Below are 26,708 nucleotides of genomic sequence, written 5' to 3' on the forward strand. Positions count from 1 at the left end.
ACTGTTTTGCTGGAGACCGAAGCCGGAGCGGCCTGTCTTTATTCGCTCTTTTGCGAGGGAAGTTTTGAGACAAGGCGGAGTGACACGGACAATCCTTCAAGCTGGTAATGGGGGCGCAGGAAGAATTGCGATGTGTAGTATCCGGGATTGCCTTCGACTTCCTGTACCTGAACTTCGGCTGCGGCGAGCGGATGACGCGCCTTTACTTCCTCAGGGGAGGTTTCCGCGTTGAAATCGACATAGTTGTTGATCCAGTTCTGGAGCCACTGCTGCATGTCATCGCGTTCGCGGAAAGAGCCGACCTTGTCGCGCACAATGCACTTCAGGTAGTGGGCGAAGCGGCAGGTCGCGAAAAGATAGGGCAACCGGGCGGCCAGATTGGCATTCGCGGTGGCATCCGGATCATCATATTCGGCCGGCTTCTGCAGGGACTGCGCGCCGATGAAAGCGGCGACATCCGAGTTTTTCCGGTGAATCAGCGGCATCATGCCGTTCTTGGCAAGTTCGGCCTCGCGACGGTCCGAAATTGCGATCTCGGTCGGGCATTTCATGTCGATGCCGCCATCATCCGTCGGAAAGCTGTGGGTCGGAAGACCGTCCACGATACCGCCCGATTCAACACCACGGATGCGGGTGCACCAGCCATATTCCTTGTAGGAACGGGTGATGTTGCGGGCCATGCCATAGGCGGCATTGATCCAGCTGTAGCGGTCTGACGATGCACCTTCCGTGTCTTCTTCAAAAGCGAAGTCTTCCACCGGGTCGGTCTTTTCGCCATAGGGCAGGCGGCCGAGAAACCGGGGCATGGCAAGGCCGAGATACCGGCTGTCCTCGCTTTCGCGCAGGGATCGCCAGGCGGCATATTCGGGGGTCTGGAAGATCTTTGTCAGATCGCGCGGATTGGCGAGTTCCGACCAGCTGTCCATCTGGAACAGCGACGGGTTGGCTCCGGTGATGAACGGCGCATGGGCGGAGGCCGCCACTTTGGACATTTCCCCGAGCAGCTCAACGTCCTTCGGACTGTGGTCGAAATGATAATCGCCGACCAGACAGCCATAGGGTTCGCCGCCGAACTGGCCGTATTCTTCTTCATAGAGTTTCTTGAAGACCGGAGACTGGTCCCACGCCGTCCCCTTGTACTTGCGCAGGGTCTTCGACAGGTCCTTTTTGGAAATGTTGAGGACCCGGATCTTCAACATTTCGTCCGTTTCGGTGTTGTTGACCAGGAAGTGCAGGCCGCGCCAGGCACTTTCGATTTTCTGAAAGTCCGCGTGATGAAGGATCAGGTTTACCTGTTCGGTGAGTTTGCGATCCAGTTCCGCGATGATGCTCTCGATCGAGCGCAGCGCGTCGTCAGAAACGAGCGACTGGTTTTGAAGTGCTTGTTCGGCAAGGGTCCGTACGGCACTTTCAACTGCCGACTTTGCCTGGTCCGATTTCGGCCGGAACTCCTTTTGCAGCAGGGCGGCAAATTCCGGAGAAGCAAATGTGGTTTCGGTGGCCGGAGCAGCTGCGGGCACAGGTGATGTCATCTCGCTCATGGCTTAGTCCTCGCTCTCGGCATGATCGGCAGTGGTAGCAGGGGCGGCGGCAAGAGCCTTCAAAAGGGCCGGATCCTGAATGATCCGGGCCATCAGGTCTTCGGCGCCGGTCTTGCCGTCCATGTAGGTCGTCAGATTTGAAAGCTGGGTCCGCGCCTCGAGCAGCTTCCTCAGCGGCTCGACCTTTCGGGCAATGGCTGCCGGTGAAAAGTCGTCCATGCTGTCCAGTGTGATGTCGACTGAAAGGTTGCCTTCGCCGGTCAGCGTGTTCGGGATTGCGAAGGCTGCCCGCGGTTTCAGGGACTTCATGCGGTCATCGAAATTGTCGACGTCGATCTCCAGAAACTTCCGGTCGGCAACCGCCGGAAGCGGTTCCTGAGACTTTCCGGACAGGTCGGACATGACCCCGACGACAAAGGGAAGCTCGACGGTCTTTTCAGCGCCGTAGAGTTCCACGTCGTATTCGATCTGTACGCGTGGTGCGCGGTTGCGCGCGATAAACTTTTGACTGCTCTGCGCCATGGTGAATTTCCCGTGTTTTCTGTCCTTGAGTGCCTTGGACGGGAGAGAAGGTTTGCGCTGTGGGGGAATTATACCAACCGCCCGAATTATTGACGCTTTTGACCTTGATTTCCGCCGGTTCGGCCTGGAGAGTTTCGAAGACCGATGCGGGGCATCGTTCGGGAAGCTGTGCGCCGTCCGAACCTTCGGAAAACCGGGCCTGCGGTGGGGGCAGGGCAGCTGCCGGTCGTCGTTGCACCGCTTTCCCGGCCATAGAGGCCGCGCTGCGCGACGCGCCTTGCCGGCAATTGCCTTGCTCCCATCGAAAGGGCCAATAATTCGGGCGGTTGGTATTAGTCGTCGGCGTCCTCGTCGATCCCGCCGATGAGCGAAACGTTCTCGACGCCCTGCGGCGCCATGTCCTTCATGATGGTGAAGAAATCCGCCGAGACGAGACGCCGGGCCCTGGTCAGCAGCAGAGGGACCGGGCTGGACGGTTCATTGCGGGCGTAATAATCGACGATCTTGTCAATTATCCGCTTGACGTCCTCGGGCGAGTTGATTGCCCCCGGGGCTGCTAAAGCCGGACTGGCAGGGATCACCGCATGTGCTTGCATGGGTTCAACCGGTGTCGAGGGGGCAATGGGCGAAGCCGTGGCCTCGTCGGTTAGATAGGGCTCCAGCCGCCGGGCAATATCGTGGAGCATGTTGACGAGCGGATCGAGGTCCGGTCCATGCGCTCCAATCCTGTCGTCAAATACCGCCGCGATCGCTTTGGCTTCATCAAGGCAGCCGCGAACCGTCTGTGACAATGCCGCCAGATGGTCGGGATCGGTATCCTGGAACGCTGCGGCGATGACCTGTGGCGTCGGAACGTCGGCGGTTTCCGATGGGGGGGAGAGTTCTCCGTCTGCAATGAGGACGTCACGCAAGCCAAACCGCCCGAATGCGCGGCTTTCGGTCAAGGCGGCACCGCGCAAGGATGACAGGATGCTTGCGCGGTCTGCCAGTCCGAGAACAGCGTTGATGCGGATTGTGGGGTCGTCGTCGTCATCCGGATCAAGCTGCGGATGAACGTGTTCCCAATGCTTTTCGAGGCAGCGCCGAACATAGCGGAGCGTTTCGGCAAATGCCGGCAATCCATCCGTTTTCAGTGACGCGTTCGCGAGGATAGCGGCAACACGCAGATCCTTTGTTCTGCCGAGCAGTGCAATTGCAGCGCTCTTGACCGCCGCAAAGTCCGGCTCTTCGGCCGGGATGACAGCATCGCCAGAGACCTTTTCCTCGCCGGGCTGGTTTGCAAGTTCCAGGTCGGTGAATTCCGGGTCGTACTCAAGGTCTTCGCCGCATGGGGTGTCCTCGCCGAAGCATTGCAGCAGGCTGTCCAGGTCGAGCATTGTGTTTCCTTCAATATCCGGTGTGTTTTGCAAGTGCCGTCACCGGAGTTTTTCCTCGGCGGCGTTCACGAATTGCGAGCGTTCGGACGGATTGTCGATGTGTTCGGCGAGCAGGGCAGCCAATGCACCGGGCGAGGCGGCCTTGCGGGCGAGTCTGCTGACCAGAACCCGCGCAATCGGGCCGAGATGGGGCTTCAGCAGGTCACAGAGCTGCTTCAGCTGGTCTTCGGAGACAGTCTCGGAGCTTGCGAGTGGCGCATCAGACAAGGCGCGCTCGATTGCCAGTTTGAGCTGTTGTTTTTCCGGGCCCTCTTCGATGTCCGTGAGGACATTTTCGATCAACTGTTCGGGGCTTGTGGCTCCGGCAGCCGCCCGGCGCACGATGATCCGGCCCATGGGGCCAAGACTGGTGGTCAGATGCTGTTCAACCTTGCGCAGCGTCTGAGAACTCATCCGGTCGAGCATGGTCGCGGACATCGGATCGGACCCCGGCGGCTGATGCCGCGGGCGCGCTGACGGAAGGATATTGATCAAGCCCGTGGCATCGGCTGCCGGTAGTACTCCGGCCAGCGCGGCACGCATCTCCAGTGCATTTTCAAACCGCTTGTCCGGCTCGACATGCATGGCCTTCAGAACAATATCGTCCAGCGCCTCCGGGAGTGTTGGCACGATTTCGCCCGGCCGCGTAACCTCGCCATTCCTGAGGGCGTCGAACAGGGCCTCGATGCCGCCGCCCTTGTAGGGTTTGCGTCCGGTCAGCATTTCATAGAGCGTCACCCCGCAGGCATAAATGTCGGCCCGCCCGTCGACGTCCTGTCCGGTGAGCTGTTCAGGCGCCATATAGGCCGGGGTTCCGATCATCCCTGCGCCGGTCGCCTCCATGGAGGTGAGGCGGGCAATGCCGAAATCCGTCAGCTTGACCGTGCCGCCGTCTGCCAGCATGACATTGGCCGGTTTCAGGTCGCGATGAACGATGCCCGCGTCGTGAATGCAGGAGAGCCCCGCCAGAACCTGTCCGGTGATCGCATGAACTTCCCCGAGAGCGAGAGGTGTATCCCCGGCAATCCGGTCTTCCAGTGTGATGGAGCGGATCCGTTCCATGACCAGAAATGGGATGCCATCTTCCTGAAGGTATTCGAAGATGGTGACAAGGTTCGGATGAAGAACCCGCCCGGCGGCGCGCGCTTCCCTTGCAAAGCGCTGCAGCCAATCCTCGTTCCCGGCTGCGTTGATCAGGTGCTTGTGGATCGTCTTGATGGCAACGGGGCGGTCGATATCCGGATCCTGGCCGGCATAGACCAGGCCCATGGCACCTTCCCCAAGGACCCCCTCGATCTGGTATTTGCCGATCATCCGGCGTGCTCCGCCGCCGGTTGTGACAATGGTTGGATCAGTCATCGATCATGCTCATTGCGCGTTCGAGGCTGCGGCGCAGACGGTTGATCGAAACCGAAAGTGAGGAAATCTCGTCACGTCCGGGCTTGTGGTATTCCGGCTCCGAGAAGTCGCCCATGCTGACTTTTTCCGCCGAGCGGGACATGCGCCGGACTGGCCGGATCACGATGCGTCCGAGCATGATGTTGGTAATGATGAAGACGAGCAGGAACACAACGGTGAATCCGGCGACCAGAATGAGGCCGGTTTCCTGTGCACGCCGGTTGGCGATCGACATGGGAGCCGAAATGATCTGGGCACCGACGGTTTCTCCCAGTTGCCACCCGAATCCGTTGTCCGGACCATACAGGTCAACCATCGCAGGTGGTGCCGCCTCTGGCGTCGAATGGCACTGAAGGCATCCTTCCTGCTTGATGGTGACCGGGAAGGCGACGGTCAGGAAACGGCCTTCATCCTTGTCGACAATGGTCGATATCTGATCCAGTGAAGGATCGGCCCGCAGCTTGTCGATCAGCGACTTTTCCAGCTCGTTCGGCAGATCTGCCGGGTTCGTCGGATTGAGCGCTGCTTCCTTGTAGCTGAACTCCGGGAACTGGCTCTTGAACTTCGCAAACACCGTACGGGCAGCATAGGAGGTCACCGTCTCGGGCAAAAACAGGATGTCATTGTCGTCGGACAACAGCGGCGTGATGCTGCCGACCGTATAGGAGCGCACAGCGTTTGCGTTGGCCCGCACCAGGTTGATCGATTGGTGGATTTCCTCCACGGCGGACTTCTGGACGATGAAGTAGGAGACACCGGTCGCCGCGATGACCCCGAGGATGCAGGCGAAGAGCAGAACAATGTTGTATTTGAAACGCAGACCCATGGGTCAGATCCTTGCTTTGATATATCGGACGCGACGCAGCCGCTTGCCGGGGCTGTGCGTGTGTTTCAGCTGCTCAGATCCAGCAGCTGCCGGCGGCTGAGAAAGCCGGTGTCTTGTTCGGAACGGTTTGATTGAAAGGCGCGGATGGCTGCCCGGGTTTGCGGCCCGAAAATCCCGTCGACAAATCCCTTGTAGAAGCCTTGATCCCGCAACTTTCTCTGCAAGGTGCGTTTGGCCGCCCGCGACAGCGAGTTTTCAAGGATTTCGAGCTCTTCAAGTGTTTCAGACGCTTGCGTCTTATCCTCGGACCGGGGCGTGCTGGTCTCAACCGCGGCCGTTTCCAGCGTTGTTTGCGGACCGGCAACGGCGATGGCCGTTTCAGGAGCCACATCGAATTTGTCCGGACTGGCCGCTTTCCGCAGATAAACCGGGAATTCCGGCAGTCCGGAAAGGGTGACACGCTCCAGCTGCTGCATCCGGCCCAGCATTGCTCCGATTTCCACGTCTTGCTGACGAAGCGCTTTTGCGAAAGTGACGCGCACGCCGTTAAATCCGATGCTGTCGCTGAGAACCACCGGGGCGGCGCCTTGGGACGGCTGTGGCGCGCTGCGTGTCAGGGTCATGCCGTCCGGCAGAAACTGTATGGCGCCATTGACCGTCGCGATGACCAGCCCGCCTTCATCGGCCTGGGCTGCGGACCTGGAAAACGCCTGGATCGGGATTGCCTGGGTGAACAGGTCTTCGGCGCGCTCCAGAACGGCTCCGGCGGGGAGAACAAAGGACCGCCCCTCATAGTCGACAACGGGAGCGTCCAGATAAACAAGCGTCGCGCGCGCGGAAGCAGCTTCCCGGGCAAGACGTGCCAGAATGGAGCGCAACTCTGCATTCCGCGGTTCGTCGGCACGCAAGGTCTCGGCGCCCAGTTCGACAAGTCCGGCCTGAATTGCGTCGGCGCGCTTTTCGCCATCCCCCACGGTGACAACAAGAGCGACGAGCCTGCTTGACTGTGCTGAGGCCGGCTGAAATGCCAACAGAAGCGCAAAAAGGAATAGAAAGACCCGCGCCATTACTCATGGTCCTTTTCTGAATTGGAGGTTTGGCGCCGATCCTTGTCCGGAGAGGGACGTTGGCACCTTCATCACTTGGGTGCCTGCAGGATCCCCCTGGGTTCATCTCGGTCCGGAAAAAGATGTCCCGGAACGCACTGCTGCGCATTTTCCTATCCAAAGCCGGTCTGAGGACGGCCCGGAAAACGTGTTGATCAGATGGCCGCGAAAACTATTCCGGCAGCGTTGTTCCAGTCAGACAATAAAATGCGCCGGCACATGATGTCAGCGGAGTGCCAAACCGAGTGTGATGGGTTCACTCACCAGTCGCTTGCCTTCGTGGGGTGTATTCGCAGCGAAAACCATCAGGACAACACACGGGAGACCGTGGAGGGGCCGATGTCTTTGGGCGTCCGGTTGAAGGGCTAGTTCTTGCCATTCTCATCAAGGATCTCGACAGTCACTCCATGATACTCGTCGAGAAACCGGATCATGTAGGCGAGCAAATCGGGCGAGGAGCGGTCGACGTCCACCGCATAAAGACTGAATTGGGCAGCGCCCGGCGGCGGCGGTGCCTCAAGGCGGAGTGCCGTGCGGGCGTTCGTGTCCTTGATGATCCAGTTCAAGGTTGACGCATGAGCCGGATCTGCATCGACTAGGTCAAGATGACCAGCCCCGCCAAACAGCAAGCGGCCGATTTCGCGGTTGGCGGTCGCCGCATTGCCGAGTCCCTTGATCCGAAGTGTTGTCCCGGTCATTTGATTTCATCTCCTGGATATTCGGTGTGGATTTGCACGATCCGGTATCTTGGTTTTGCAGTTCTGTTGAAGCACGTGCATCAGTCTTTGAAAAAGTCATTGAGTTCTTCTTCACTGATCTGCTTTTGGATCGCGGCACCGATCCCTTGTGCTGCGCGTCCAACCAGATTTGAATGGTCTTCAACCGGCTGTTTTTTGTAGTCGGCGCAGTCTTGATCCGGCCGGACGTAGCCGCCTTCGAGAAAGTTGATCTGAAAGACTTTCGCCTGCAGGTAGCGCGGGTCCGTTTTCTCAAGCCTGTCGTCCTCCAGCTGTTTGACCAGGCAATGCTGGTAGAAGTGGGCGCATTCGTGCATCATCGTGTTCACGAAATCGGCAAAATCGCCAAATGCCCCCTGCGGGTCCGGATTGAGTTGAATGGTGCCGCTGACGCGTTCGTACAGCCCCCTTGAAACGCTGTTGTCATTGCCAGGTGCGTCAGGCTTGGTGAAAACGATTGGGGGAGGGGGATGGATGCCGAAAGCTGCGCACTGCTCGGCCACGATCCTTTCGGCGACCTGTTTTTTTGCCAGAAGATCCGCCTTCAGGGCGGCGGGCAACTGAGTGTCATTGTCGAGGTCGCCCCAATCGATATTGTCATTGGCCATATGGGCCCGGGCGGCCTTCTGCTTGGCTTTCTTGGATTGTGTCCGCTGCCGGAGAGTATGCCCTGTCGGCGCGTAAGCATCGTCCCAGTTGCTGATTGTCTCACGCTCAGGGCTTTCCTTTAGTGTCAGTGCGGCCTCGACGTTTTTCGCGGCACCCTCAAAACGGTGCTTGTCATCGGCCACAAATCCCGGATCCAGATCCATGCAGCGGTAAATCTTGCGCAGTATGACAAGTTCCTTGCTGCCGAGGGGGCCTGCGGATTGTTCGCGGACCATCTCCAGGGCCCGCAGCTTTTCTGAAAGCGAAAAGCCCTTGAGCATGTCATGAGAGCAGTTGGCAACCAGATCGGCAATCGGTGACGGTGTCTCCTCACGTTCCCCGGCGCCGGTCCCAGCGGTATGTCCGGTGCTGCCGCCAGCGGTCGCAAGGACAGGAACTGGCGGGGTGCGCGGGGCTCCCCCCGCCGCGTGGATGATCCGCGCAAGAGACTTGGCAGCTTCGCTCGGCTGCTTTGTTTGATCGTAATTCCAGTCCGCTCGAACTGTTTCGAAAATCACCGTCTGTGCCGGAGTCAGATCTTCTCCGGCACCTTTTCCAAATTGCGCAAAAAAACTCTGGGCATCAATGATGTCTTTCAGTTTTTTGGCGAGATCCGGCCGCGCGGTCTTGATCAAATCGTAAAGCTGGGTGACGTCATTCAGCGTTGCCATTGGTGTGCTCCGGATAGTCTCTGAAATCAGGTCGAACCCGGAAGCTTCTCGGCGTCTTGGTGACACCATCCGGGGGGGAGTTTGGGAGGCGCTCGGCTTGTGGCGGTCTATCGTTCCCGGTGTCACGCCAGCGGATCAAAGGGCTGCGTCAATTTCCGCAAGAGCCTGCTCAAAGGCGTTGAGGAAAGGCGCGCCGGAGGTGACCAGCCCTTTCTTCAGTTCCGAGAGCAACGGGTCTGCTTCAAGAGCGGATTGCAGCCCGGAAATTGTGCTTTTCGTTGCTGCATAGCTGCTGTCGCCGGCGTTGACATCCTGGTCGAAGGATGCGCCGATGTCGTTGCGCATCCGGTCTGCAATGCCGCCAAAATGGTCTTCAACGAGGCGGCTGACGGCACCGGCGTCTTCCCATGGTGCAATTTTGGGAACGGCGGCAGCGAGGGCGCTGATCCCTTCGCGCAACTCGCCCGGGACCCTGGACCAACGATCAATCATGAACTTGCGTTTTTGAACGATGCCGGCCGGAATTGTTGCCGCTGCTTCTTTGGCCAAACTCGAAAGGCCGTCATTCACGGCATTTGCGGGTGGTGCCGTCAAATGGGGCTTCAGTTTTGCGGCAATGATCAGGGCTTTTGCAAAATCGCCGGATTGTGCTGCCTTCCGTGCCGCTGACCAGGCCGCTGCGATTTTTGCCGCAGCGCCGGATCCCTCTTTTTCCAGATCGTTGACCCGGCGGGTGTAGTTCGGTTCCAGCCGTGTCCAGGCCGCTGCTTTCGGATCCGGTTTGCCGGAACCACCCAGCACCGGTTTCAGCCGCGCGGCCACTTGTAGAGCGTCCTGATAGCGCCCGGCCTCAGCCGCCTTGATGGCCGCTGACCATGCGCTGAGGACTTTTTGCGCATTCGAAGCACCAGCTTCTCCATGGGCCTTGACCATGGGCGCGAAAGCGGTCCTGATTTTTGCCCAGCGTTCTGCCAAGGCACTTTCGCTCTTGTTGGCGGAAATAGCGCCATCGGCTTCGTCTTCCGGATCTTCCGAGTGTTCAATCTCGTTGCCATCGGCGTCCGCGATGATGACTTTCATCATGACGCGGCATTTTTTGAGGTATCTTTGAACATGTTTGGAAAGTCCGGAGGGAACGGCGTCTTCACAAGTCAAGGTGGCCATGCTGCCCTTGACTGTAACCCGGCCTTTCGCCAGCCGGCTTGTATTTCCTTGCTGTTTTGCCTGTTTCAGAAGAGCCGGCGCGGATTTGCTGCGGTGGATGAGAAAGACTGTATCTTCGGGCTTTTTGCCAATGCAGAGACCAAACGCGAGGCTGCGTTTTCTTGCTGCGTTCAAGAGGTCCTTCAATTCCGTGTTTTTTTCGGCTTCCATTGCGATGCCCCCGGAAAGGTTGGGCTGCATAACTCGAACCATGTTCTTTTGATCGGATTGGTGAGTTAAGCAATCAATGAGCGTGAATTGTAACTTCTGGAGTCTGGGTGCCAAAATGCACGCATTGGGTTCATTTGATTGCTTCGGCTGTCCGGAGAGGGGTTACTCCCGCGCTCTGGCAAGATGATCGCGGAACAAATGAAAACCCGCCTGATCGGTTTCGACCGGCGGGTTCATTTCAGTACAGAAGAGACGGCAGACGGGTGTTTTGCGGTCAACCGGGTGCGTTTGATTGTCAGCTTGATGTTCAGGCGGCTCAGGAGGCGTGGATCATGTCGGCTGCCTTTTCCGCAATCATGATGGTGGGCGCATTTGTGTTGCCGCTGACAATCCGGGGCATGATCGAGGCGTCAACAACACGCAAGCCATCGACCCCGCGAACCCGGAGTTCCGTATCGACAACGGAACTCTCGTCGGAGCCCATCCGGCAAGTGCCGACGGGATGATAGATGGTGGTGGTCGCACTCCGGATCACGTCCATCAGCTCCTCGTCATTTGTGACATGGCCGGTCGTCATGTCCTTGACGATCTTCGCGGAGATCGGCTTGCTGCCCATGATCTGGCGCAGTTTCTTGACCGCCTTCAGCATGTTGCGTTCATCGGTTTCACTTCCAAGAAAACCCGGATCAATGACCGGCGGTTCGGCGGGGTCTGCGGATCCGATTGTCACCGTGCCCCGGCTTTCGGGACGCAGGATGCAGGCGTGGCTGCAGACATTGTGTCCCCTCATCCATTTGCCGCGATGATTTTGAACATAGACGGTCGAAAAATGCAGCTGGACATCCGGCCAGTCCGAGGCCTCTTCGCCGACGGAAAAGAAGGCTCCTGCCTCGGCGATGTTGGCAGCCCAAAACCCCGTGCCCTTGCGGCGATACTCCCAAAGGCCCTTGAGGCCGCGCAGGGCGGTCTGGATCGAAGCCCCCATGACTTCCGTGTCATTGACCTTGTAGCCGATGGTCATGTCGGGATGGTCTTGCAGGTTTTCGCCAACTTCAGGAAGATGCGCCAGGGACGTGATGCCGAATTCCTTGAGATGGCCGGCATTCCCGATCCCTGACTGCATCAACAGGGTAGGAGAGGTGAAGCTGCCGCAACAAAGGATGACTTCGCTGAGCGCGGAAACGGTCCGGGTCTCGCCATCCTTTCGATATTCAACCGACTTGGCCTTGCGGTCCTCAAACAGGATCCGTCCCGCCTGTGCGTAGGTTTCGACATGCAGGTTGGGCCGGTTTGTGACCGGGTGCAAATAACCGGCAGCGGCCGAACACCGTTCGCCACGCCTTGCGCCATGAAACTGGGTAACCTGAAAAAGCCCGGCCCCATCCAGCCGGGCGCCGTTGAAATCATCGTTCGGGCCGATCTGGTTTTCGTTGCAGGCACCCACGAAATCCAGACTGATCGGGGTCGTATAGGCAGGATCGGCGACATGAAGTGGCCCGCTGTCGCCATGAAAAGCGTTGCCGCCGCGCATGTTGTTTTCCGACTTGCGGAAATAGGGCAGCACGTCCTCATACGCCCAGCCGGGACATCCCAGATCGGCCCAGCCGTCATAGTCCTTCCGATGCCCCCTGATATAGACCATGGCGTTGACATTAGACGACCCGCCCAAGCCCCTTCCACGGGGTTGACCGGTCCTGCGGTTGTTCAGCGCCGGCTGACGAACCGTCTTGTAGCCCCAGTTGAGTTCCTTGCCGCTCAAAAGAGCAACAGGCACAAGCGCCGGAACCCGTATGGACAGGTTCTTGCCCTCGCCACCGGCTTCCAGCAAGCAGACCGTTTTTTTCGGATCTTCACTCAGGCGGGCAGCCAGTGTCGCGCCTGCAGATCCACCTCCGACAATCACGTAGTCAAACTGCAACGGGAGCCTCCGCGTGTTGTGCCCTTCGCGGTTTACGCGGGCGAGGGCACGTCCATTCCATTTTAGGTCGGGCCGAAATCAGGCCGCCATGACACGGTTCAGATGGGCGTAGCGGTCACCCAGCTGGTGATCGATCATGGTCAGGCGCTTGGCGTAGTGCGATCCCGGATATTCCCAGGTCATGCCGATCCCGCCATGCATCTGGATCGACTCTTCGCTGACCAGTGTGCACGTCCGGCCAATCAGGTTTTTGGCCATGGAGACAAAGCGACCCGCCTCATGGCCATCCAGCTTGCTGGCCGCGAGAATGGTGATCGAACGGCACTGCTCGATTTCGATGGCCATGTCGACGGCCCGGTGCTGCAAGGCCTGAAAGGTTGCGATCGGGCGGCCGAACTGTCGCCGGGTCTTCAGGTAGTCGACCGTCATGGCAACCAGCGTTTCCATGACGCCAACCGCTTCTGAGCACAAGGCCAGACGGCCTGCATTCAACGCCGCCTCGATGATGCCTGCTGCGTTTTCCTTCAGGCAGGTTGCCGGGGTGTTTTCAAGAATAAGCTCGCCTGCGCCGCCTCCGTCGATCACGGCATAGTCGATGGTTACCGGATCTTCGACCAGAAACAGACCGATGCCGGCCTCAGTGCGCGCGGCCACCAGGGCGCCGGTTGCACCGGGGAGGCCGTAAACGACTGTCTTGCGGCCGTTCAGAACCCAGCCGTCCCCCGATTTGCCTGCCACCGTGCGAAGCAAATCCAGTGTTTCGCCGGCTTCCGTTTCGGACACGGCAAATGTCAGGCGCTTCGTTCCGGCGATTTGCGCTTCGACCAGCGCGTCCGCGCCGCACGCCGCCGCCGCCCGGACCGCCATCAGCGCGCCCAGCAAGGGCTCCGGGCAAAGCCCGCGGCCGATCTCTTCAAACACCGTCGTGATGTCGAAAGCGCTGCCGCCAAAACCGCCCCGGTCTTCCGGGACAAAGGCTCCGACCAAACCCAACTCGGCCAGTTCGGCCCATTTTTCAGGCGCGTGATAAGGGGCTTTTTCAATCACGGAATTGCGGAATTCGAAACCGTATTGATCCGCAAGGTAGCGGCGCACGGTGTCGGACAGAATCTGCCGGTCTTCGGTCAGGTTGAAATCCATGGCTCAGGCTCCGAACAGGTCTTTGGCGATGATGTTACGCTGGATCTCGTTCGATCCGCCAAAGATCGAGAGCTTGCGATGGTTGAAGTAGTCTGCGGCAGCATCTGCTGCGTCTTCCGGCACGGTGCGTGCGTTCTCGGGCAGGTCTGACGCCGGGAAGGGGGCCGCGGCAGCGCCGAGCGCCGAGCGGGTCAGGCTCTGGATACGCTGGCGGATCACCGTTCCCTTGATTTTCAGCATGGAACTTTCCCTGCCCGGTGCCGCACCATCCTTGGCTGCTGACAGCGCCCGCAAATTCAGGACACGCATGGCCTCCAGATCAATTTCAACCTCGGCCACCTCGGACATGAATACCGGGTCCTGCGCCAGCGGCTTGCCGTTGCGGACCATGTGCTGTGCAAGGGTCCTGAGTTTTTCCAGATCCTTTGTCGAATTGCCAACACCTGCGATATTGGTGCGCTCGTGGGTCAGCAGGTATTTGGCGATGGTCCAGCCCTTGTTTTCCTCGCCGACGAGATTCGACACTGGAACACGCACGTCGGTTAAGAAGATCTCGTTTACCTCGTACCCGCCCTCAAGCAGCCGTATCGGACGCAGTTCAACACCGGGTGTGTCCATGTCGATCAAAACAAAGCTTATGCCTTCCTGGGGTTTGCCTTCGGTCGATGTGCGGACAAGGCAGAAGATCCTGTTGGCATGCTGGCCGAGTGTGGTCCAGGTCTTTTGCCCGTTGATGACATAGTCCTCGCCTTCGCGCACGGCGCGGGTTTTCAGGCTGGCAAGGTCGGACCCGGCACCGGGTTCGGAATAGCCCTGACACCACCAGTCGGCTCCGTTGAGAATACGGGGCAGGATCTCCTGCTTTTGCTCTTCTGTGCCAAATTTCAGCAGGACAGGCCCGAGCATGCCGACACCGAACGGGACGACCTTTGGTGCGTTGGCGAGGGCGCATTCCTCTTCGAAGATGTGGCGCTGGACCGCAGTCCAGCCGGATCCGCCATAGTCAACCGGCCAGGTGACGGCGAGCCAGTTCCGGCTCTGGAGTTTGGCGTGCCAGCCTTCCATCTCCGCCTTGGTCAGCTTGACACCATTGCGGCCCTTGGCCGCGAGGTCATCCGGCAGGTTTTCGGCGAGGAATTCACGGACTTCGGTGCGGAATGCCTCTTCTTCCGCTGTATAACGCAGATCCATAATCAGGCGCCCTTGTTCAGATCGTTGAAAGTCTTTCCGGTTTCGGCCAGTTCACGCAGGAGACCGGGCACCTGCCAGTAGAACGGGTCTTCTTTTGAGTAATTTTCGATACGCTCAACCAGAACATCCAGACCGGTCATGTCGGCATATTGCAGCGGGCCGCCCCAGTGGCGCGGGAAGCCGTAGCCGAACAGAAAGACGGCATCGACATCGATCGGGCGCAGAGCGATTTTTTCCTCGACCACACGGGCCGATTCAACGACCATCGCCGCCATGTAACGGTCCACGATTTCCTGATCGTCAAATTCCTGAGCCGCAATTCCCTTGGCCTCGCGCTCATTTTCCGCAAATTCGTGAACCGCAGGGTTCACCGTCCGGTCCTTGCCGTCATAGACATAAAAGCCCATGCCGGTCTTGCGGCCGAACCATCCCTGTTCGCACACCCGGTCGCCGACTTCGACATAGCGCTCCTCGGGCGGGCGGAACTCTGCCTGACGCTTGCGGGTGGCCCATCCGATGTCCAGACCGGCCAGATCGCCAACGGCAAAGGGGCCCATGGCAAAACCGAATTTTTCCAGCGCGCTGTCGATCTGCTCAAACGGTGCACCATCCAGTTGCATGTAGTTGGCCGACTTGCGGTAATGGGCGAGGATCCGGTTGCCGATAAAGCCGTCGCAGACTTCAGAGCGGACCGCAATCTTGCGCAGGCGCTTGGCGAGCCGGAAGCTTGTCGCGACGATTTCCGGGGCGGTGTCCTTGCCGACAACCACTTCCAACAACCGCATGACATGGGCCGGAGAGAAGAAGTGCAGGCCGATCACGTCCTCCGGACGGCCGGTGGCCTGCGCGATTTCATCGACATTCAGGTAGGACGTGTTGGTGGCCAGGATCGCGCCGGGCTTGCAGATCTTGTCGAGCTCGCCAAAGACGTCGAGCTTGACCGCCATGCTTTCGAACACGGCTTCAACCACGATGTCCACCCCGGCGAGTGCCTGCATGTCGGTGGTGCAGGTCACCATGGCCAAAAGCCCGTCGCGCCCGGCCTCGCTCAGTTTCCCGCGCTTGACCGCTCCGTCCAGGTTCTTTGCGATGGTTTGCTTTGCAAACTCAACGCGCTCTTCTTGCATTTCAATCAGAACAACCGGCATTTTGGCAAGCAGCATCGCCGTCGCGATGCCCGATCCCATCGTACCACCACCTATGACGCCTGCGGACTTCAGCTCCCGTGGCTGTGCATCGGCTTCGGGGATCTTTGCAACCGCCCGTTCAGCGAAAAAGGCATGTTTCATGCCCTTGTGAACATCGCTGGCCATAGCTTCCTTGAACAGGGCGCGTTCGATCTTGAGACCTTCTTCCAGCGGCAGGCCGGCGGCTTCCGCGGCCTTGATCGCGCGCTCTGCCACCTCGCTGCGGGCCTTGGTCCGGAACTGGCCGATGGTCTCTTGCGTGAGCCTGTTGGCCTGCTCTGCGGTCACCTTCGTTGCAAGTGTTCCGGCAGCCACGTCCCTGGCGCAGGCGAGGGCGATTTCTTCCGGCGCGCCCTCACGCACATCATCCAGAAGCCCCGCGTCGAGGGCTGCCTCGGCGGACACCGGCTTGCCGGTTGTGATCATGGTCAGGGCTGTGTGTCCGTCGACCAGACGCGGAAGCCGCTGGGTTCCGCCCGCGCCTGGCAGAAGACCCAGATTGACTTCGGGAAGACCGAGTTTCACACCCGTGATGCCGACACGGGCATGGCACGCCAGCGCGATCTCCAGCCCGCCGCCAAGGGCGTTGCCATGCAACACACAGACAATCGGCTTGGGGCACTTTTCCAGGGTGCTACAGACCTCCGGCAGGATCGGATATTGCAGCGGCTTGCCGAATTCCTTGATATCGGCACCGGAGACAAAAGTACGCCCCGCCGCATAAAGCGCGATGGCCTTGACCGTGCTGTCCGCCCCCAGCTCCCCGACAGCATCCGACAAGCCTTTGCGGAGTGCGAAACTGGCCGCATTGACTGGAGGGTTGTTCAGGCAGATCAGCGCAATATCTGCCTCTCTTCGCACGGCGACTTCGGTCATGTTTCTCCCCACTTTGTCCTTATTGATAGCCTAGGCTTTGCCTGAGTGTTTGCACGCGGTCGCGCAGCATTGGCCCGACTTCTTCTTCAATCCGTTTCTCGTTCAGCACTTCGGCCATGGCACCGCAAATGAAGGCGAAGGGCTCGGTCCCGGCATCGCTTTGAAACGGGACCGCGCAGCCGTTCACTTCCGGGTTCCATGCGCCGAATGCGGACAGGAAACCGACGGCTTCCAATCGGTCACGATCCGCTTTCTGGGCGTCGGTCAGGTCCCCATTGCCGTTGCGGGCCGCGACAATCGCCCGTCCCGGGGCCGTGCCTTCAAAAGGAATCCTGTGCCCCTCGCTGAGCCAGATTGACGGCGCATGCCGCGGCCGCCAGCATCTGGTAAACATCACCGCGTTCTGGTCACGCATGGTCAGGGCGACCAGAACACCGGTATCATCGGCCAGTTGCTGCATGGTGATTTCAGCCATGGGCAGGAAGGAAAGACCGGCCCTGGCCGTATACCCGAGTGCCATCACGGACGGTCCCAGACGGTAGGTCTCGGATGGATGCAGCTGCTCAAGAAACCCGAGGGATGCCAGCGTGAACGTCAATCGCGACACGGTCGAAGGCGGCATGCCGGTGCGGCGTGCCAATTCCCTGTTCCCAAGCGACTGATCGCTCGGCTTGAAGACTTGCATGATCCGCAAGCCTTTCGCGAGGGTGGAGGCAAACCGGCGATCTCTGTCGGGTTTTTCTGTCATTTTTACTCCTGCGATGTCTGATCAACTGAAATCGACATCGTATAATTGGGCGAAACCGGGAAAGCGAAGCGCTTCGCGTCCGTTTCCCGCGATGACTTTCGCCGTTATGCAAACTGGATCCCGTCCAGTGTCTTGAGTTCGCCGGCAAAGGTTTCGGCCAGCTTGTTCTTGAGGATTTTTCCGGTCGCTGCCTGCGGCAGTTCCGAAACAATGACGATGTGATGCGGCACCTTGTAGCCAACCAGTTTTTCGCTCAGGAACGCCTTGAGGTCGTCTGAGGTTGCCTGGGTCCTTAGAGTGACAAAGGCGAGAACATCTTCATTGCCGTCCCTTTCCCGTCCGACAACGGCGGCCTGCACAACGGCAGGATGGGCATTCAGCGCGGCTTCGACTTCGGGCGGATAAACGTTGAAGCCTGAATGAATGATAAGCTCCTTGCAACGCCCGACGATGTAGATCGAGCCGTCTTCCTCGATCCTGGCAAGGTCACCGGTGCACAGGAACCCGTCTTCGGTCATCGCCTCGGCAGTGGCCCCGGGGTTTTTGTAGTAGCCCTTCATGATGTTCTTGCCGCGCACCAGCAATTCGCCGATGTTTTCATCGTTCCGGTTGCGCAACTTGACTTCGATGCCGGGCATCGGCGGGCCGACGCACTCGTCCTTCGGCGGATTTTCCATCCGTGTTGCAGCAACACCGGGAGAAGCCTCCGTCAGTCCGTAGCCATTGTGCATGGGCAGCTTGAAAATGTGCTCGATCATCTTCTTCCAGCCCGGATCAAGCGGCGATCCGCCTGAAGACATATAACGCAAGCCTGTTTTCATCTCCTGAATTCCGTGCTCGCGGCAATGCTTCAGGATCAATGCATACATTTGAGGGACTGCGGGAAACAGTGTGACGTCTTGCTGAAACGCCTGGAGCACCAGAGCAGGGTCGAAACGCGGCAGGAAACGAATGCTGCCGCCAGCGGTGAACATTCCCAAAAAGGCACCGGAAAAGGCATAAACATGGGTTCCTGGCAACACCAGCAGCATTTGATCCGTCGGCCTGATCCCGCGTGCCTTGACGCCGGAGGTGGCGGAAGCCAGCAAATTCTCGTGGGTCAGCATCACCCCTTTCGGGGCTCCGCTTGTCCCGGAGGTGTAGAGCAATGCCGCGACCTGATCAGCGCTGTCTGTAACCGGCTCGACTTCCACCTCGACAACTGGCGATACGACGGCTTCTCCGGCAACGGTCTTGCCGATGGATGTTGCGCCGAGGCGCTTTACATGGGCAAGCGCCGCCGGAGAGGCAGCCGTGGTTGCAAGGACGCAGCGCGCGCCGGAGTGGGCGATCACATGATCGACTTCCTGCGCGGATGCTCTCGCATTCAGCGGAACAATCCAGGCGCTCAGCCTGCTCAGTGCCAGAATGGCGGCGACATAGACCGCGCAGTTTTCTGCGAGCAGAATGACCCGGTCACCGGCCCGTACGCCATGTGCGCTGAGCATGCCGGCAATACCGGCTCCGGCTTGCTGCATGTCGGAATAGGTCAAACGGGTTCCGTCGATGTCAACGATCGCAAGTGCATCACCCGGTCTCGTGTCAACGAGTTCGTGAAGTCGCCGCATTCCTCCCTCCGCGTTTCTGTTTCCTTGTCCAATTCCTGCCAGATCAAAAAACGCATGTCAATTTGCGGGATGGTGTTCCGCATTATAAAACATATCGTTTTTTCATCATGTTTTACGGACCTGTCCGAATCTCCCGGGCGTGCTGCAACCTAGACTTGAGCGTGTTCTGGCCGGTTATGTCCGCCGGTTGCGTTGGCGGGTGGTCAACGCGGACCCTGGAAGTCGGGCTGTCGCATTCAAGTTCTGGAGAATGAGCCGGAAACAAAGGCGAATCGAGCAGAGCCACATGCAGATTTTGGCACGGTAAAAATCGCGGAAGCCGGCGGGAAATAAAACAAATAAGGCGAAAATTGTTCCGCATTGCGGAATTATAAACCGCAAATTGACATATAATTCCGATTCTGGCAGAAACTTTCAGAAGGACAGCGAAACGCTCGCAGAAGGAGTGTGAGAGCTTGCGTTTATGCTGATGCTGAACTTGGAAATACGCTTGCAGCTATTGGTGATTGTTGCAAGTATCAACAAGCAGCAATTGTATTGGGTGTGTGCCGGGCTGGTGGAGGAATTAGGAGCCCGGCACGACAGCAGGAAAACCGGAACGGGAGACCCGGTTTACCAGGACGTGGCAGCGTTTGCCCGTTTGCTGGAAGCCCATGCAAGGCGGCTTGAAATGGCATGCCCTTGATTGCCGGGACAGATGCCGGCGGGAGCAGTCAATCAGCAATGACCAATCTGGGAACGGATATTCGCAGTGAAGCCGAAATCCGGTCCCGAGGGGGGAGTGATTAATGAGGAATACACTTGCAGCAGTTTTTGCTTCTGTAGCCGTCCTGTCGGGAGCCGGTACAGCACAGGCCAATGGCCTGGACCGGATTTCGATCCCGCCGACCTTTCTTTTCAAAGACGGACGCTACTTCGAGTTCCGCTACGCGACAGTTAACCCGTTTACCTCCGGGACGGTCGACGCGGGCGCCTTGGGGGATGTATATGCAGGCGACATTTTCAAAAGCTACAACCGTTTTGGTGCCGCCTTCAAAATGGACATCACGGACAAATGGTCCTTTGCGGTCGATTTCGGGCAGCCACACGGTATTAACGTCGCTTACTCCGACAACATGGCAGTGCAGGTGCCTTTGGTAACGCCCGTAGGGACGGTTCTTGCTCCATTTGACTTGGTCTTGTCCGGCGCCAGCATTGACGTGCAATCGGATGCCCTGACCTTTTTTGCGCGCTACAAGTTCAATGACCGTTTTAGTATCTACGGCGGGCCGCGTATTCAGCGATTTCGCGGCACCTTGTCTGGGTACCTCCAGGACTATTTCGCAGGGAACGAGATCAATCAGATCGGAATTTACGACACTTTAGATGCCGATGAAAATGACTTTGCGCTCGGATATCTCGCGGGGATTGCCTATGAGCGCAAGGAAATCGCGATGCGGGTCGCTTTGACATACACCTCCGCAGTCAAAAACGATACCACCCTGTCCAGCGATGATACGGGGGGGTCTTATGATGCCACCTTCAGGTCACCGCATCAGATCCAACTGGCCTTTCAGGTCGGTGTCATGCCCGAAACGCTTCTTTTTGGCAGCTATCGCTATTCCCAGTGGTCGAACGCCAATATTGATATTGCGGGAACCGCTTTTACCGACTTTCCTGACGTGAGTTTGTACACGATCGGCATTGGACGGAATTTTACCGAAGACCTGTTTCTGTCGACCAGCTTCCAATGGCAGGTTGGAGACGAAAGCCCGACAGGGAGTTTCTCGCCTTATGAGGATCGCAAGAGCTGGGGTGTGGGCGTTCGCTATCAGGCAACCGACAAGCTTCATATCGCAGCCGGCGGGGCCTATAGCTGGCTGGATGATGCGACCACCGTCACGAACGGGAGTTTCACCGACAGCGGTGCTGTGAGTTTCGGCCTCGATGTCGGGTTCAATTGGTAGTTAGCTGGGAGTGAATGGCTCAAGGCAGGCATCATGCTATTTGATTATGTCATCGTAGGAGGAGGGTCGGCCGGTTGTGTTCTTGCACGCCGGCTGACGGACGATGGCCGGACACGTGTCTGCCTGCTGGAAGCAGGGGGAACCGGGTCAGACATTACCGTGCGCGCCCAGCTCGGCATCGCGGCGACCGTTCCCGGATTGATCGGACACAACAACTGGCAGTTCCAGACAACCCCTCAGCCCGGACTGAACGGACGCGAAGGATATCAGCCCCGGGGCAAATGCCTCGGTGGTTCCAGCGCGATCAACGCCTCGCTTTATGTGCGGGGCCATCAAAACGATTATGACGACTGGGCAGATCTCGGCTGCAGCGGCTGGTCCTGGGCGGATGTCGCGCCCTATTTCAAGAAATCCGAGAACAACCAGCGGGGCAGCGATGCATTGCATGGCGGCGATGGACCTTTGCAGGTTGCCAATCAAAACGCGCCGCATCCGATCAGCAAGGCCTTCGTCAGGGCGGCAACGGAATTGCAAATCCCGGCAAATGACGACTTTAACGGTCCGGTCCAGGAAGGGGCCGGTCTCTATCAGGTGACCCATCACCATTCCGGCGACCGCAGGGGCGAGAGGTGCTCTGCTGCTGCCGCCTATCTTGTGCCGGTCATAGATCGTGCCAACTTGTCGGTGCTCACGAAAGCACGTGTTACCGGCATCGATATCGAAGAGGGGCGCGCGGCCCGCGTCCGTTTCCTGCAGAACGGAAAACCCCGGCAAGTCGAGGCGGCAAGGGAGATTATAGTCAGCGCCGGTGCACTTCAGTCGCCTCAGATCCTGATGCTTTCCGGGATCGGGCCCGGGCACGAGCTCGAACGCCACGGCATTCCGGTCAAGACTGATCTGCCCGGGGTCGGGCAGAACCTTCAGGACCATCTGGATGTTGTCCTGAACTTCCGCTCCCCCGACAGGAGCCTTGTCGGGCTTGGCGCAAGCGGCCTCTGGAACATGGCCAAGGCGGTCAAACCCTTCATCTGCAACGGAACCGGGCTTTTGACATCGCCGCTGGCCGAAGCCGGGGCATTTGTCAAATCGGAGCCCGGTCTGGAACGCCCTGATCTGCAGATGCATTTCACTATCGGCATTCTGGACAATCACGGCCGCACACCGCATTTGGGCTATGGCTATTCACTGCATGTCTGCGCGCTGAGACCGCATTCGGCCGGAGAAGTTTTCCTGCTGGATGGTGATCCTCTGAGCGCGCCCGGGATCGACATGGGGTATCTGACCGACGAGCGGGACATGGAGTTGATGATCAAGGGCGCCCGGCTGGCCCGGCAAGTTCTGGCGAGCAACGTGTTTGATCCTTATCGCGGCGAGGAAATGTATTCCAGGGACGTCGAGACCGATGCCGACTGGGCAGCCTATATCCGCCAATATGCCGATACAATTTATCACCCCGTCGGAACCTGCAAGATGGGCAAGGACCCGATGGCTGTCGTGGATTCCCGGCTCCGGGTCCATGGCGTCAAGGGCCTTCGTGTCGTCGATGCATCGGTCATGCCGCGTTTGATCGGCGGCAATACCAACGCGCCGACCATGATGATCGCGGAAAAGGCGGCTGACATGATTATCAAGGAGAACGCTGTTGGATAATCCGGGCTTCCCGAGCGAACAGATGGATGCGGTGATTTCGCGGCTTCAAGCGGCAAAGGCCGATTGGGCTGCGACATCCTGGGACGAGCGGTCCCGGTTGCTCTTCGAAATCAGTGCGGCAACGGCGGCAATTGCCGAAGGGTGGGCGGAAGCCAGTGCACGCGGCAAACGCATCCCCTCGTGGTCTCCGCTTGCCGGTGAAGAATGGCTAACGGGGCCATATGTTCTGATTTCCTATGCCAGGAAGCTGGGCTCCAGAGTGCGCAAGGCTGCGACCGGCCGGGCGATGGAGGGGATACGCCTCCGCGAGTTGCCCAATGGCCAGGTTGCCGCGCAGGTGTTTCCGGAAAAGTTCATGGACAAACTGATCCTGCCCGGAACCCGGATGGATGTCTGGATGGAGCCGCATGTCACGCGGGACACTCTGGCCGGTCATGTGGCCGGGGCGTTCCGCAATCCGCCGGCGCCCCGGCTTTGCGTCGTTCTGGGGGCGGGCAATGTGTCTTCCATCGCGCCGCTGGATTGCCTGCACAAGCTGTTTTTTGAAAACGAGGTTGTGCTGCTGAAGCTCAATCCGGTGAATGCCTATCTGAAGCCCTATCTCGAAGCCGCACTGCGCCCGCTGATTGATCGCAATGTGCTCGCCATTGTGGCCGGAGGCGCGGAGGTCGGGGAATACTTGTGCACGCACCCGGACGTCGAAACCCTGTTCATTACCGGCAGTCAGGCCGTGCATGACCTGATTGTCTGGGGGGCAGGCGAAGAGGCCGCGCGCAACAAGGCTGCGGGTACGCCAAGGAATCCCCGGCCTATCGAAAGCGAACTTGGCGGTGTCGGGCCCACGATCGTGGTGCCGGGCCCCTGGAGCAAGAGCGATATCGCCTATCATGCCGCGCATATCGCCACGCAAAAACTCCAAAATTCGGGTCATGTCTGTGTCGCCTGTCAGGTGTTGATCCTGCCGGATGGCTGGGACACATCCGAGGCTCTTCTAAAGGCTGTCGAACAGCAAATGAAAGCAGCCCCGGAACGGCCGGCCTACTATCCGGGGGCTGCAAGCCGTGCGGCCGCATTCGGAGTTGGTGCTGGCGATCAGGATACCGGCTTGCGTGCGGTCGTGACGTTTCAGCCGGGAACCGCGGAGCCATTCGAGCGGACCGAAGTCTTCGGCCCGGTGTTGACAGCAACGCGGCTGCCCGCACCATCGCCCGAAGCTTTCCTTGAAACCGCCATAAATTATGCCAATGACAGTCTCTATGGAACGCTTGGTGCCAACATCATTGTGCATCCAAAATCGGTCATGGAGATCGGGGAGGAAAGGTTCGAACAACTGATTGGCCAGCTGCGCTATGGAACCATCGCGATCAACACATGGGCAGGTGCGGCCTTTGCGATGCCGGGGGCGGCCTGGGGAGCCTTTCCCGGCCACAGCCTCGACAATGCCGAGAGCGGGATCGGTAAAGTGCACAATGCCATGATGTTCGATGCGGCGGAGCGCACGGTGCTCTGGGCACCGTTCCGTCAAAGACCGATGCCGCCCTGGTTCGTGACCCACAGGCAAGCACTCAAGGCGGGACGCGCGGTGACGAAGTTCGAAGCGGCGAAGTCACCGCTGGAACTCATAAAAATACTAACCGCAAGCATGCGGGCGTGACGAGGGAGGAAGTCACATAATGAATAGAAGATACTTTCTTGCGGGGTTCGCGAGTGGTGTTGTCCTGACCGGCGCCGGACTGGGTGCGGGTGGATACGCCTGGCTGAAATCCGGCGGCGGCGGGTTTGAGCGCAAGAGCAAGGCCTTTGCGCAAGTTGCCGATGTAACGGCACGCCCTGACGTTGCCGAGCACACAAAGATCTTTGAAAAGCGGGTAGAGGAGCCTGCTCCCGGGGTTTATGTGGCGATTGGCTACGGCTTGGCGAATGTCGTGATGATCGAGGCCCCGGACGGGCTGATCATGGTCGATACGCTGGAGTCCATCCGTGCGGCGGAAGGTTTGTTGCCCTGGGTGAATGACCTGCGTGCGCGGACCGGAAAAGACATCACCGACATCATCTACACCCATAACCATGCAGACCATGTGTTCGGGGCCGGTGTGTTCGTCGAAAGCCAGGAAACGGCCCCGAGAATCTGGGCCCAGGTGACAACGGAAGACCGCGTTCACGAAGTCATCAACGTTCTGGCGCCCATTACCGCCCAGCGTGCCATGCGCATGTTCGGCAATTATCTTCCGGACGATGTCTTCTCGAACAACGGCATCGGGCCGCGCCTGTTGAATGACGATCAGGACGGGATCTTCTTCGTCGCGCCCACCGACATCATCGGCGAGTATCTCGAGGTGAACATAGCGGGCGAGACGGTGGTCATCGAACATGCGCCGGGCGAGACCTCCGACCAGTTGATGATCTATTTGCCGGAACGCAAGGTCCTGCTTCCGGCCGACAACTATTACCACGCCTTTCCCAACCTCTATACCATTCGCGGTACGCCTTATCGTGATCCGAGGCTTTGGGCCGAGTCCATCGACAAGATGCGGCGCTACGACGCCGAAGTCATGGTTCCCCATCATTCGGCGCCCGTCTACGGTGCGGAGGTCATTGAAGAGCAGCTCCGCAATTACCGGGATGCGATCCAGTATGTCTATGATGCAACAATCCGCATGATCAACGAGGGGCTGACCCCTGACGACATCGCCGAACGGATCAAGCTGCCGCCGCATTTGGCCAATGCACCCTACTTGCAGGAGTTTTACGGGCGCGTTGAATGGTCTGCCCGGTCGATCTTCTCCGGAACGCTTGGCTGGTTCTCGGGCGATCCGGTGGATCTCCTGCCGGTTCCCAGGCAACGGGAAGCCGAATTGATGGCGGACATGGCAGGCGGTACCGAAGGCATGGTCGCTGCGGCGCGCAAGGCGCTCGACACGGGAGAGCCCTCCTGGGCACTCAAGCTCGCCTCTCAGCTCGAGCGTCTTCAGGATGAAAACGCTGTCGCGCTGAAAGTGGAAGCTTTGCGCGCCTTGGCGGCTCAGGAAACCTCCTCGTCGGGCCGGAACTATTTCCTCACCAGTGCGGCGGAAGCCGAAGGGTTCCAGATCCCTGGTGCGGTGGTCGCCAATACCCCTGACGAGGTGATCTACGGCATTCCGATCCGCAATTTCCTGTCCGCGCTGACCGTAAACGTCAAATCGGAGGAGTTGCTGGACCAGGAAGTTGCTTATGGCTTCGGCTTTACCGATGACCGCCCGCTGACGGTCCGTATTCGCCGTGGCATCTCGTTTGTCGAAGACGGGTTGGCCGACGATCGTATCGGCACTTTGGTGACGACGACGGATACATTCGCGGGCATGGCTGTCGGACGGCTCAATCCGGCAAAGCTGTTGCTGAGCGGCGATATGGAGGTCGAAGGCAGCATCAGCGATCTCAATGCTTTCCTGGGCCATTTCAATCCACCCGTTTGAGCAAGGAACCGGCCGGTATCATGCGCCATTCCGGCCGGTGATCTTATGAATGGAGCGCCGTTCCGATATCAGAGGTCTCCGGGATGGTCGTCAACGGTCATCGGACATGGTATTGAGTTTATAGTTTTTGAAGAATATTCAATATAAACAATATTTTAAATTAAAATAATAAAGAGATTTTTCAAGACGGAAGCCGATTCGAAAGGCGTTCCGTTGTTCCTTCACTCATTTTGTGAATAGAGGTTGCTAACTGGCAGAAGTCTGCATTTGAAACGGCAAATGCTTGGCCTGTGCGGTAAGGCACTGATGTTTGCCCTTTTTGTCTTTTGCAGTGTTGCCCAAAGACCGGGCCGTCCGGTCTCTGGGCCATTTTCAGGTGGCCAGTTCGGCTGACAATGCGCTAGGCGCTTTTTGCCAGGGTTGCTGCGCGTTTGGCGGCTTCTTCCTCGACCAGCTCCTTCTTGGAGAGTTTGCCAACCATGGTTTTCGGCAGCTCGTCCCGGAACTCGAAATCACGTGGCATTTCAATGGGTGACAGGTGTTCTTTCAGAAACTTCTTCAGTTCCTCTCCCGTCAGGCTGTGACCGTCTTTCAGCTTCATGAAGGCTTTTGGTGCCTGGCCGCGATAGTCGTCGGGAACCGCAATCACGATGGTCTCGGCGACTGCTGCATGCTGATAGATTGCTTCCTCGATCACACGCGGATAGACGTTATAGCCTGAACACAGGATCAGGTCCTTGATGCGGTCGACC

20 protein-coding genes and 1 pseudogene are annotated in these 26,708 nt (G+C 58.7%); 5 read left to right on the forward strand and 16 right to left on the reverse strand.

What is annotated here, in order from left to right:
- Window positions 1-38: 38 nt before the first annotated feature.
- From tssC to E1297_RS30930, 15 genes are all read right to left on the reverse strand, one after another.
- Complete coding sequence (gene tssC, locus E1297_RS30860) at window positions 39-1,532, reverse strand: type VI secretion system contractile sheath large subunit (RefSeq protein ID WP_209016101.1); 1,494 nt, start codon at window positions 1,530-1,532, stop codon at window positions 39-41.
- Between the two features lie 12 nt (window positions 1,533-1,544).
- Complete coding sequence (gene tssB, locus E1297_RS30865; RefSeq protein WP_155144831.1) at window positions 1,545-2,063, reverse strand: type VI secretion system contractile sheath small subunit; 519 nt, start codon at window positions 2,061-2,063, stop codon at window positions 1,545-1,547.
- 332 nt (window positions 2,064-2,395) lie between these two features.
- Window positions 2,396-3,439, reverse strand: coding sequence for a type VI secretion system protein TssA (tssA, locus tag E1297_RS30870; protein ID WP_155144832.1), 1,044 nt, complete (start codon window positions 3,437-3,439; stop codon window positions 2,396-2,398).
- A 39-nt stretch (window positions 3,440-3,478) separates the two neighbouring features.
- Window positions 3,479-4,837 (reverse strand): serine/threonine-protein kinase, encoded by a 1,359-nt coding sequence (locus tag E1297_RS30875; protein WP_155144833.1) that lies wholly within the window; start codon window positions 4,835-4,837, stop codon window positions 3,479-3,481.
- Entirely contained in the window at window positions 4,830-5,702 is an 873-nt protein-coding gene (locus tag E1297_RS30880) for a DUF3365 domain-containing protein (RefSeq protein WP_155144834.1), read from the reverse strand. The genes E1297_RS30875 and E1297_RS30880 overlap by 8 nt, the downstream gene beginning before the upstream one ends.
- A 65-nt stretch (window positions 5,703-5,767) precedes the next feature.
- Entirely contained in the window at window positions 5,768-6,769 is a 1,002-nt protein-coding gene (locus E1297_RS30885) for a peptidoglycan-binding protein (RefSeq protein WP_155144835.1), read from the reverse strand.
- A gap of 404 nt (window positions 6,770-7,173) precedes the next feature.
- A complete protein-coding gene (locus E1297_RS30890) occupies window positions 7,174-7,506 on the reverse strand; it encodes a hypothetical protein (RefSeq protein ID WP_155144836.1) in 333 nt (110 codons plus the stop codon).
- Window positions 7,507-7,586: 80 nt separating this feature from the next.
- Window positions 7,587-8,864 (reverse strand): hypothetical protein, encoded by a 1,278-nt coding sequence (locus tag E1297_RS30895; protein ID WP_155144837.1) that lies wholly within the window; start codon window positions 8,862-8,864, stop codon window positions 7,587-7,589.
- A gap of 135 nt (window positions 8,865-8,999) precedes the next feature.
- Window positions 9,000-9,947: a hypothetical protein gene (locus E1297_RS30900; protein WP_155144838.1), complete on the reverse strand. Its 948-nt coding sequence runs from the start codon at window positions 9,945-9,947 to the stop codon at window positions 9,000-9,002.
- 607 nt (window positions 9,948-10,554) lie between these two features.
- Window positions 10,555-12,156, reverse strand: a complete 1,602-nt coding sequence (locus tag E1297_RS30905) for a GMC family oxidoreductase (RefSeq protein WP_155144839.1) — start codon at window positions 12,154-12,156, stop codon at window positions 10,555-10,557.
- A 78-nt stretch (window positions 12,157-12,234) separates the two neighbouring features.
- A complete protein-coding gene (locus E1297_RS30910) occupies window positions 12,235-13,296 on the reverse strand; it encodes an acyl-CoA dehydrogenase family protein (RefSeq protein WP_155144840.1) in 1,062 nt (353 codons plus the stop codon).
- 3 nt (window positions 13,297-13,299) lie between these two features.
- Window positions 13,300-14,487 (reverse strand): acyl-CoA dehydrogenase family protein, encoded by a 1,188-nt coding sequence (locus E1297_RS30915; RefSeq protein ID WP_155144841.1) that lies wholly within the window; start codon window positions 14,485-14,487, stop codon window positions 13,300-13,302.
- A gap of 2 nt (window positions 14,488-14,489) precedes the next feature.
- A complete protein-coding gene (locus tag E1297_RS30920; RefSeq protein WP_155144842.1) occupies window positions 14,490-16,550 on the reverse strand; it encodes a 3-hydroxyacyl-CoA dehydrogenase NAD-binding domain-containing protein in 2,061 nt (686 codons plus the stop codon).
- 19 nt (window positions 16,551-16,569) lie between these two features.
- Window positions 16,570-17,298, reverse strand: a complete 729-nt coding sequence (locus tag E1297_RS30925) for an IclR family transcriptional regulator (protein WP_155144843.1) — start codon at window positions 17,296-17,298, stop codon at window positions 16,570-16,572.
- A 104-nt stretch (window positions 17,299-17,402) separates the two neighbouring features.
- A complete protein-coding gene (locus tag E1297_RS30930) occupies window positions 17,403-18,905 on the reverse strand; it encodes a class I adenylate-forming enzyme family protein (RefSeq protein WP_155144844.1) in 1,503 nt (500 codons plus the stop codon).
- A gap of 463 nt (window positions 18,906-19,368) precedes the next feature.
- Between E1297_RS30930 and E1297_RS30935 the strand changes: the two genes are divergently transcribed.
- The 5 genes from E1297_RS30935 to E1297_RS30955 all read left to right on the forward strand — a co-directional run bounded on the left by E1297_RS30935 (window position 19,369) and on the right by E1297_RS30955 (window position 25,956).
- Window positions 19,369-19,590, forward strand: a complete 222-nt coding sequence (locus E1297_RS30935) for a hypothetical protein (RefSeq protein ID WP_155144845.1) — start codon at window positions 19,369-19,371, stop codon at window positions 19,588-19,590.
- Between the two features lie 103 nt (window positions 19,591-19,693).
- Window positions 19,694-20,851 (forward strand): outer membrane protein transport protein, encoded by a 1,158-nt coding sequence (locus E1297_RS30940; RefSeq protein ID WP_155144846.1) that lies wholly within the window; start codon window positions 19,694-19,696, stop codon window positions 20,849-20,851.
- A gap of 33 nt (window positions 20,852-20,884) precedes the next feature.
- Entirely contained in the window at window positions 20,885-22,501 is a 1,617-nt protein-coding gene (locus E1297_RS30945) for a GMC family oxidoreductase (RefSeq protein ID WP_155144847.1), read from the forward strand.
- The gene (locus tag E1297_RS30950) at window positions 22,494-24,155 is read left to right on the forward strand and encodes an aldehyde dehydrogenase family protein (RefSeq protein ID WP_209016096.1); all 1,662 of its coding nucleotides are present in this window, start codon (window positions 22,494-22,496) and stop codon (window positions 24,153-24,155) included. The genes E1297_RS30945 and E1297_RS30950 overlap by 8 nt, the downstream gene beginning before the upstream one ends.
- A 19-nt stretch (window positions 24,156-24,174) precedes the next feature.
- Window positions 24,175-25,956, forward strand: coding sequence for an alkyl sulfatase dimerization domain-containing protein (locus E1297_RS30955; protein WP_155144848.1), 1,782 nt, complete (start codon window positions 24,175-24,177; stop codon window positions 25,954-25,956).
- Window positions 25,957-26,356: 400 nt separating this feature from the next.
- Here the strand turns inward: E1297_RS30955 and E1297_RS30960 are convergent.
- Window positions 26,357-26,708 (reverse strand): annotated as a pseudogene (locus E1297_RS30960) (long-chain fatty acid--CoA ligase); the annotation flags it as partial.

This window comes from Roseibium sp. RKSG952 (assembly GCF_009711355.1).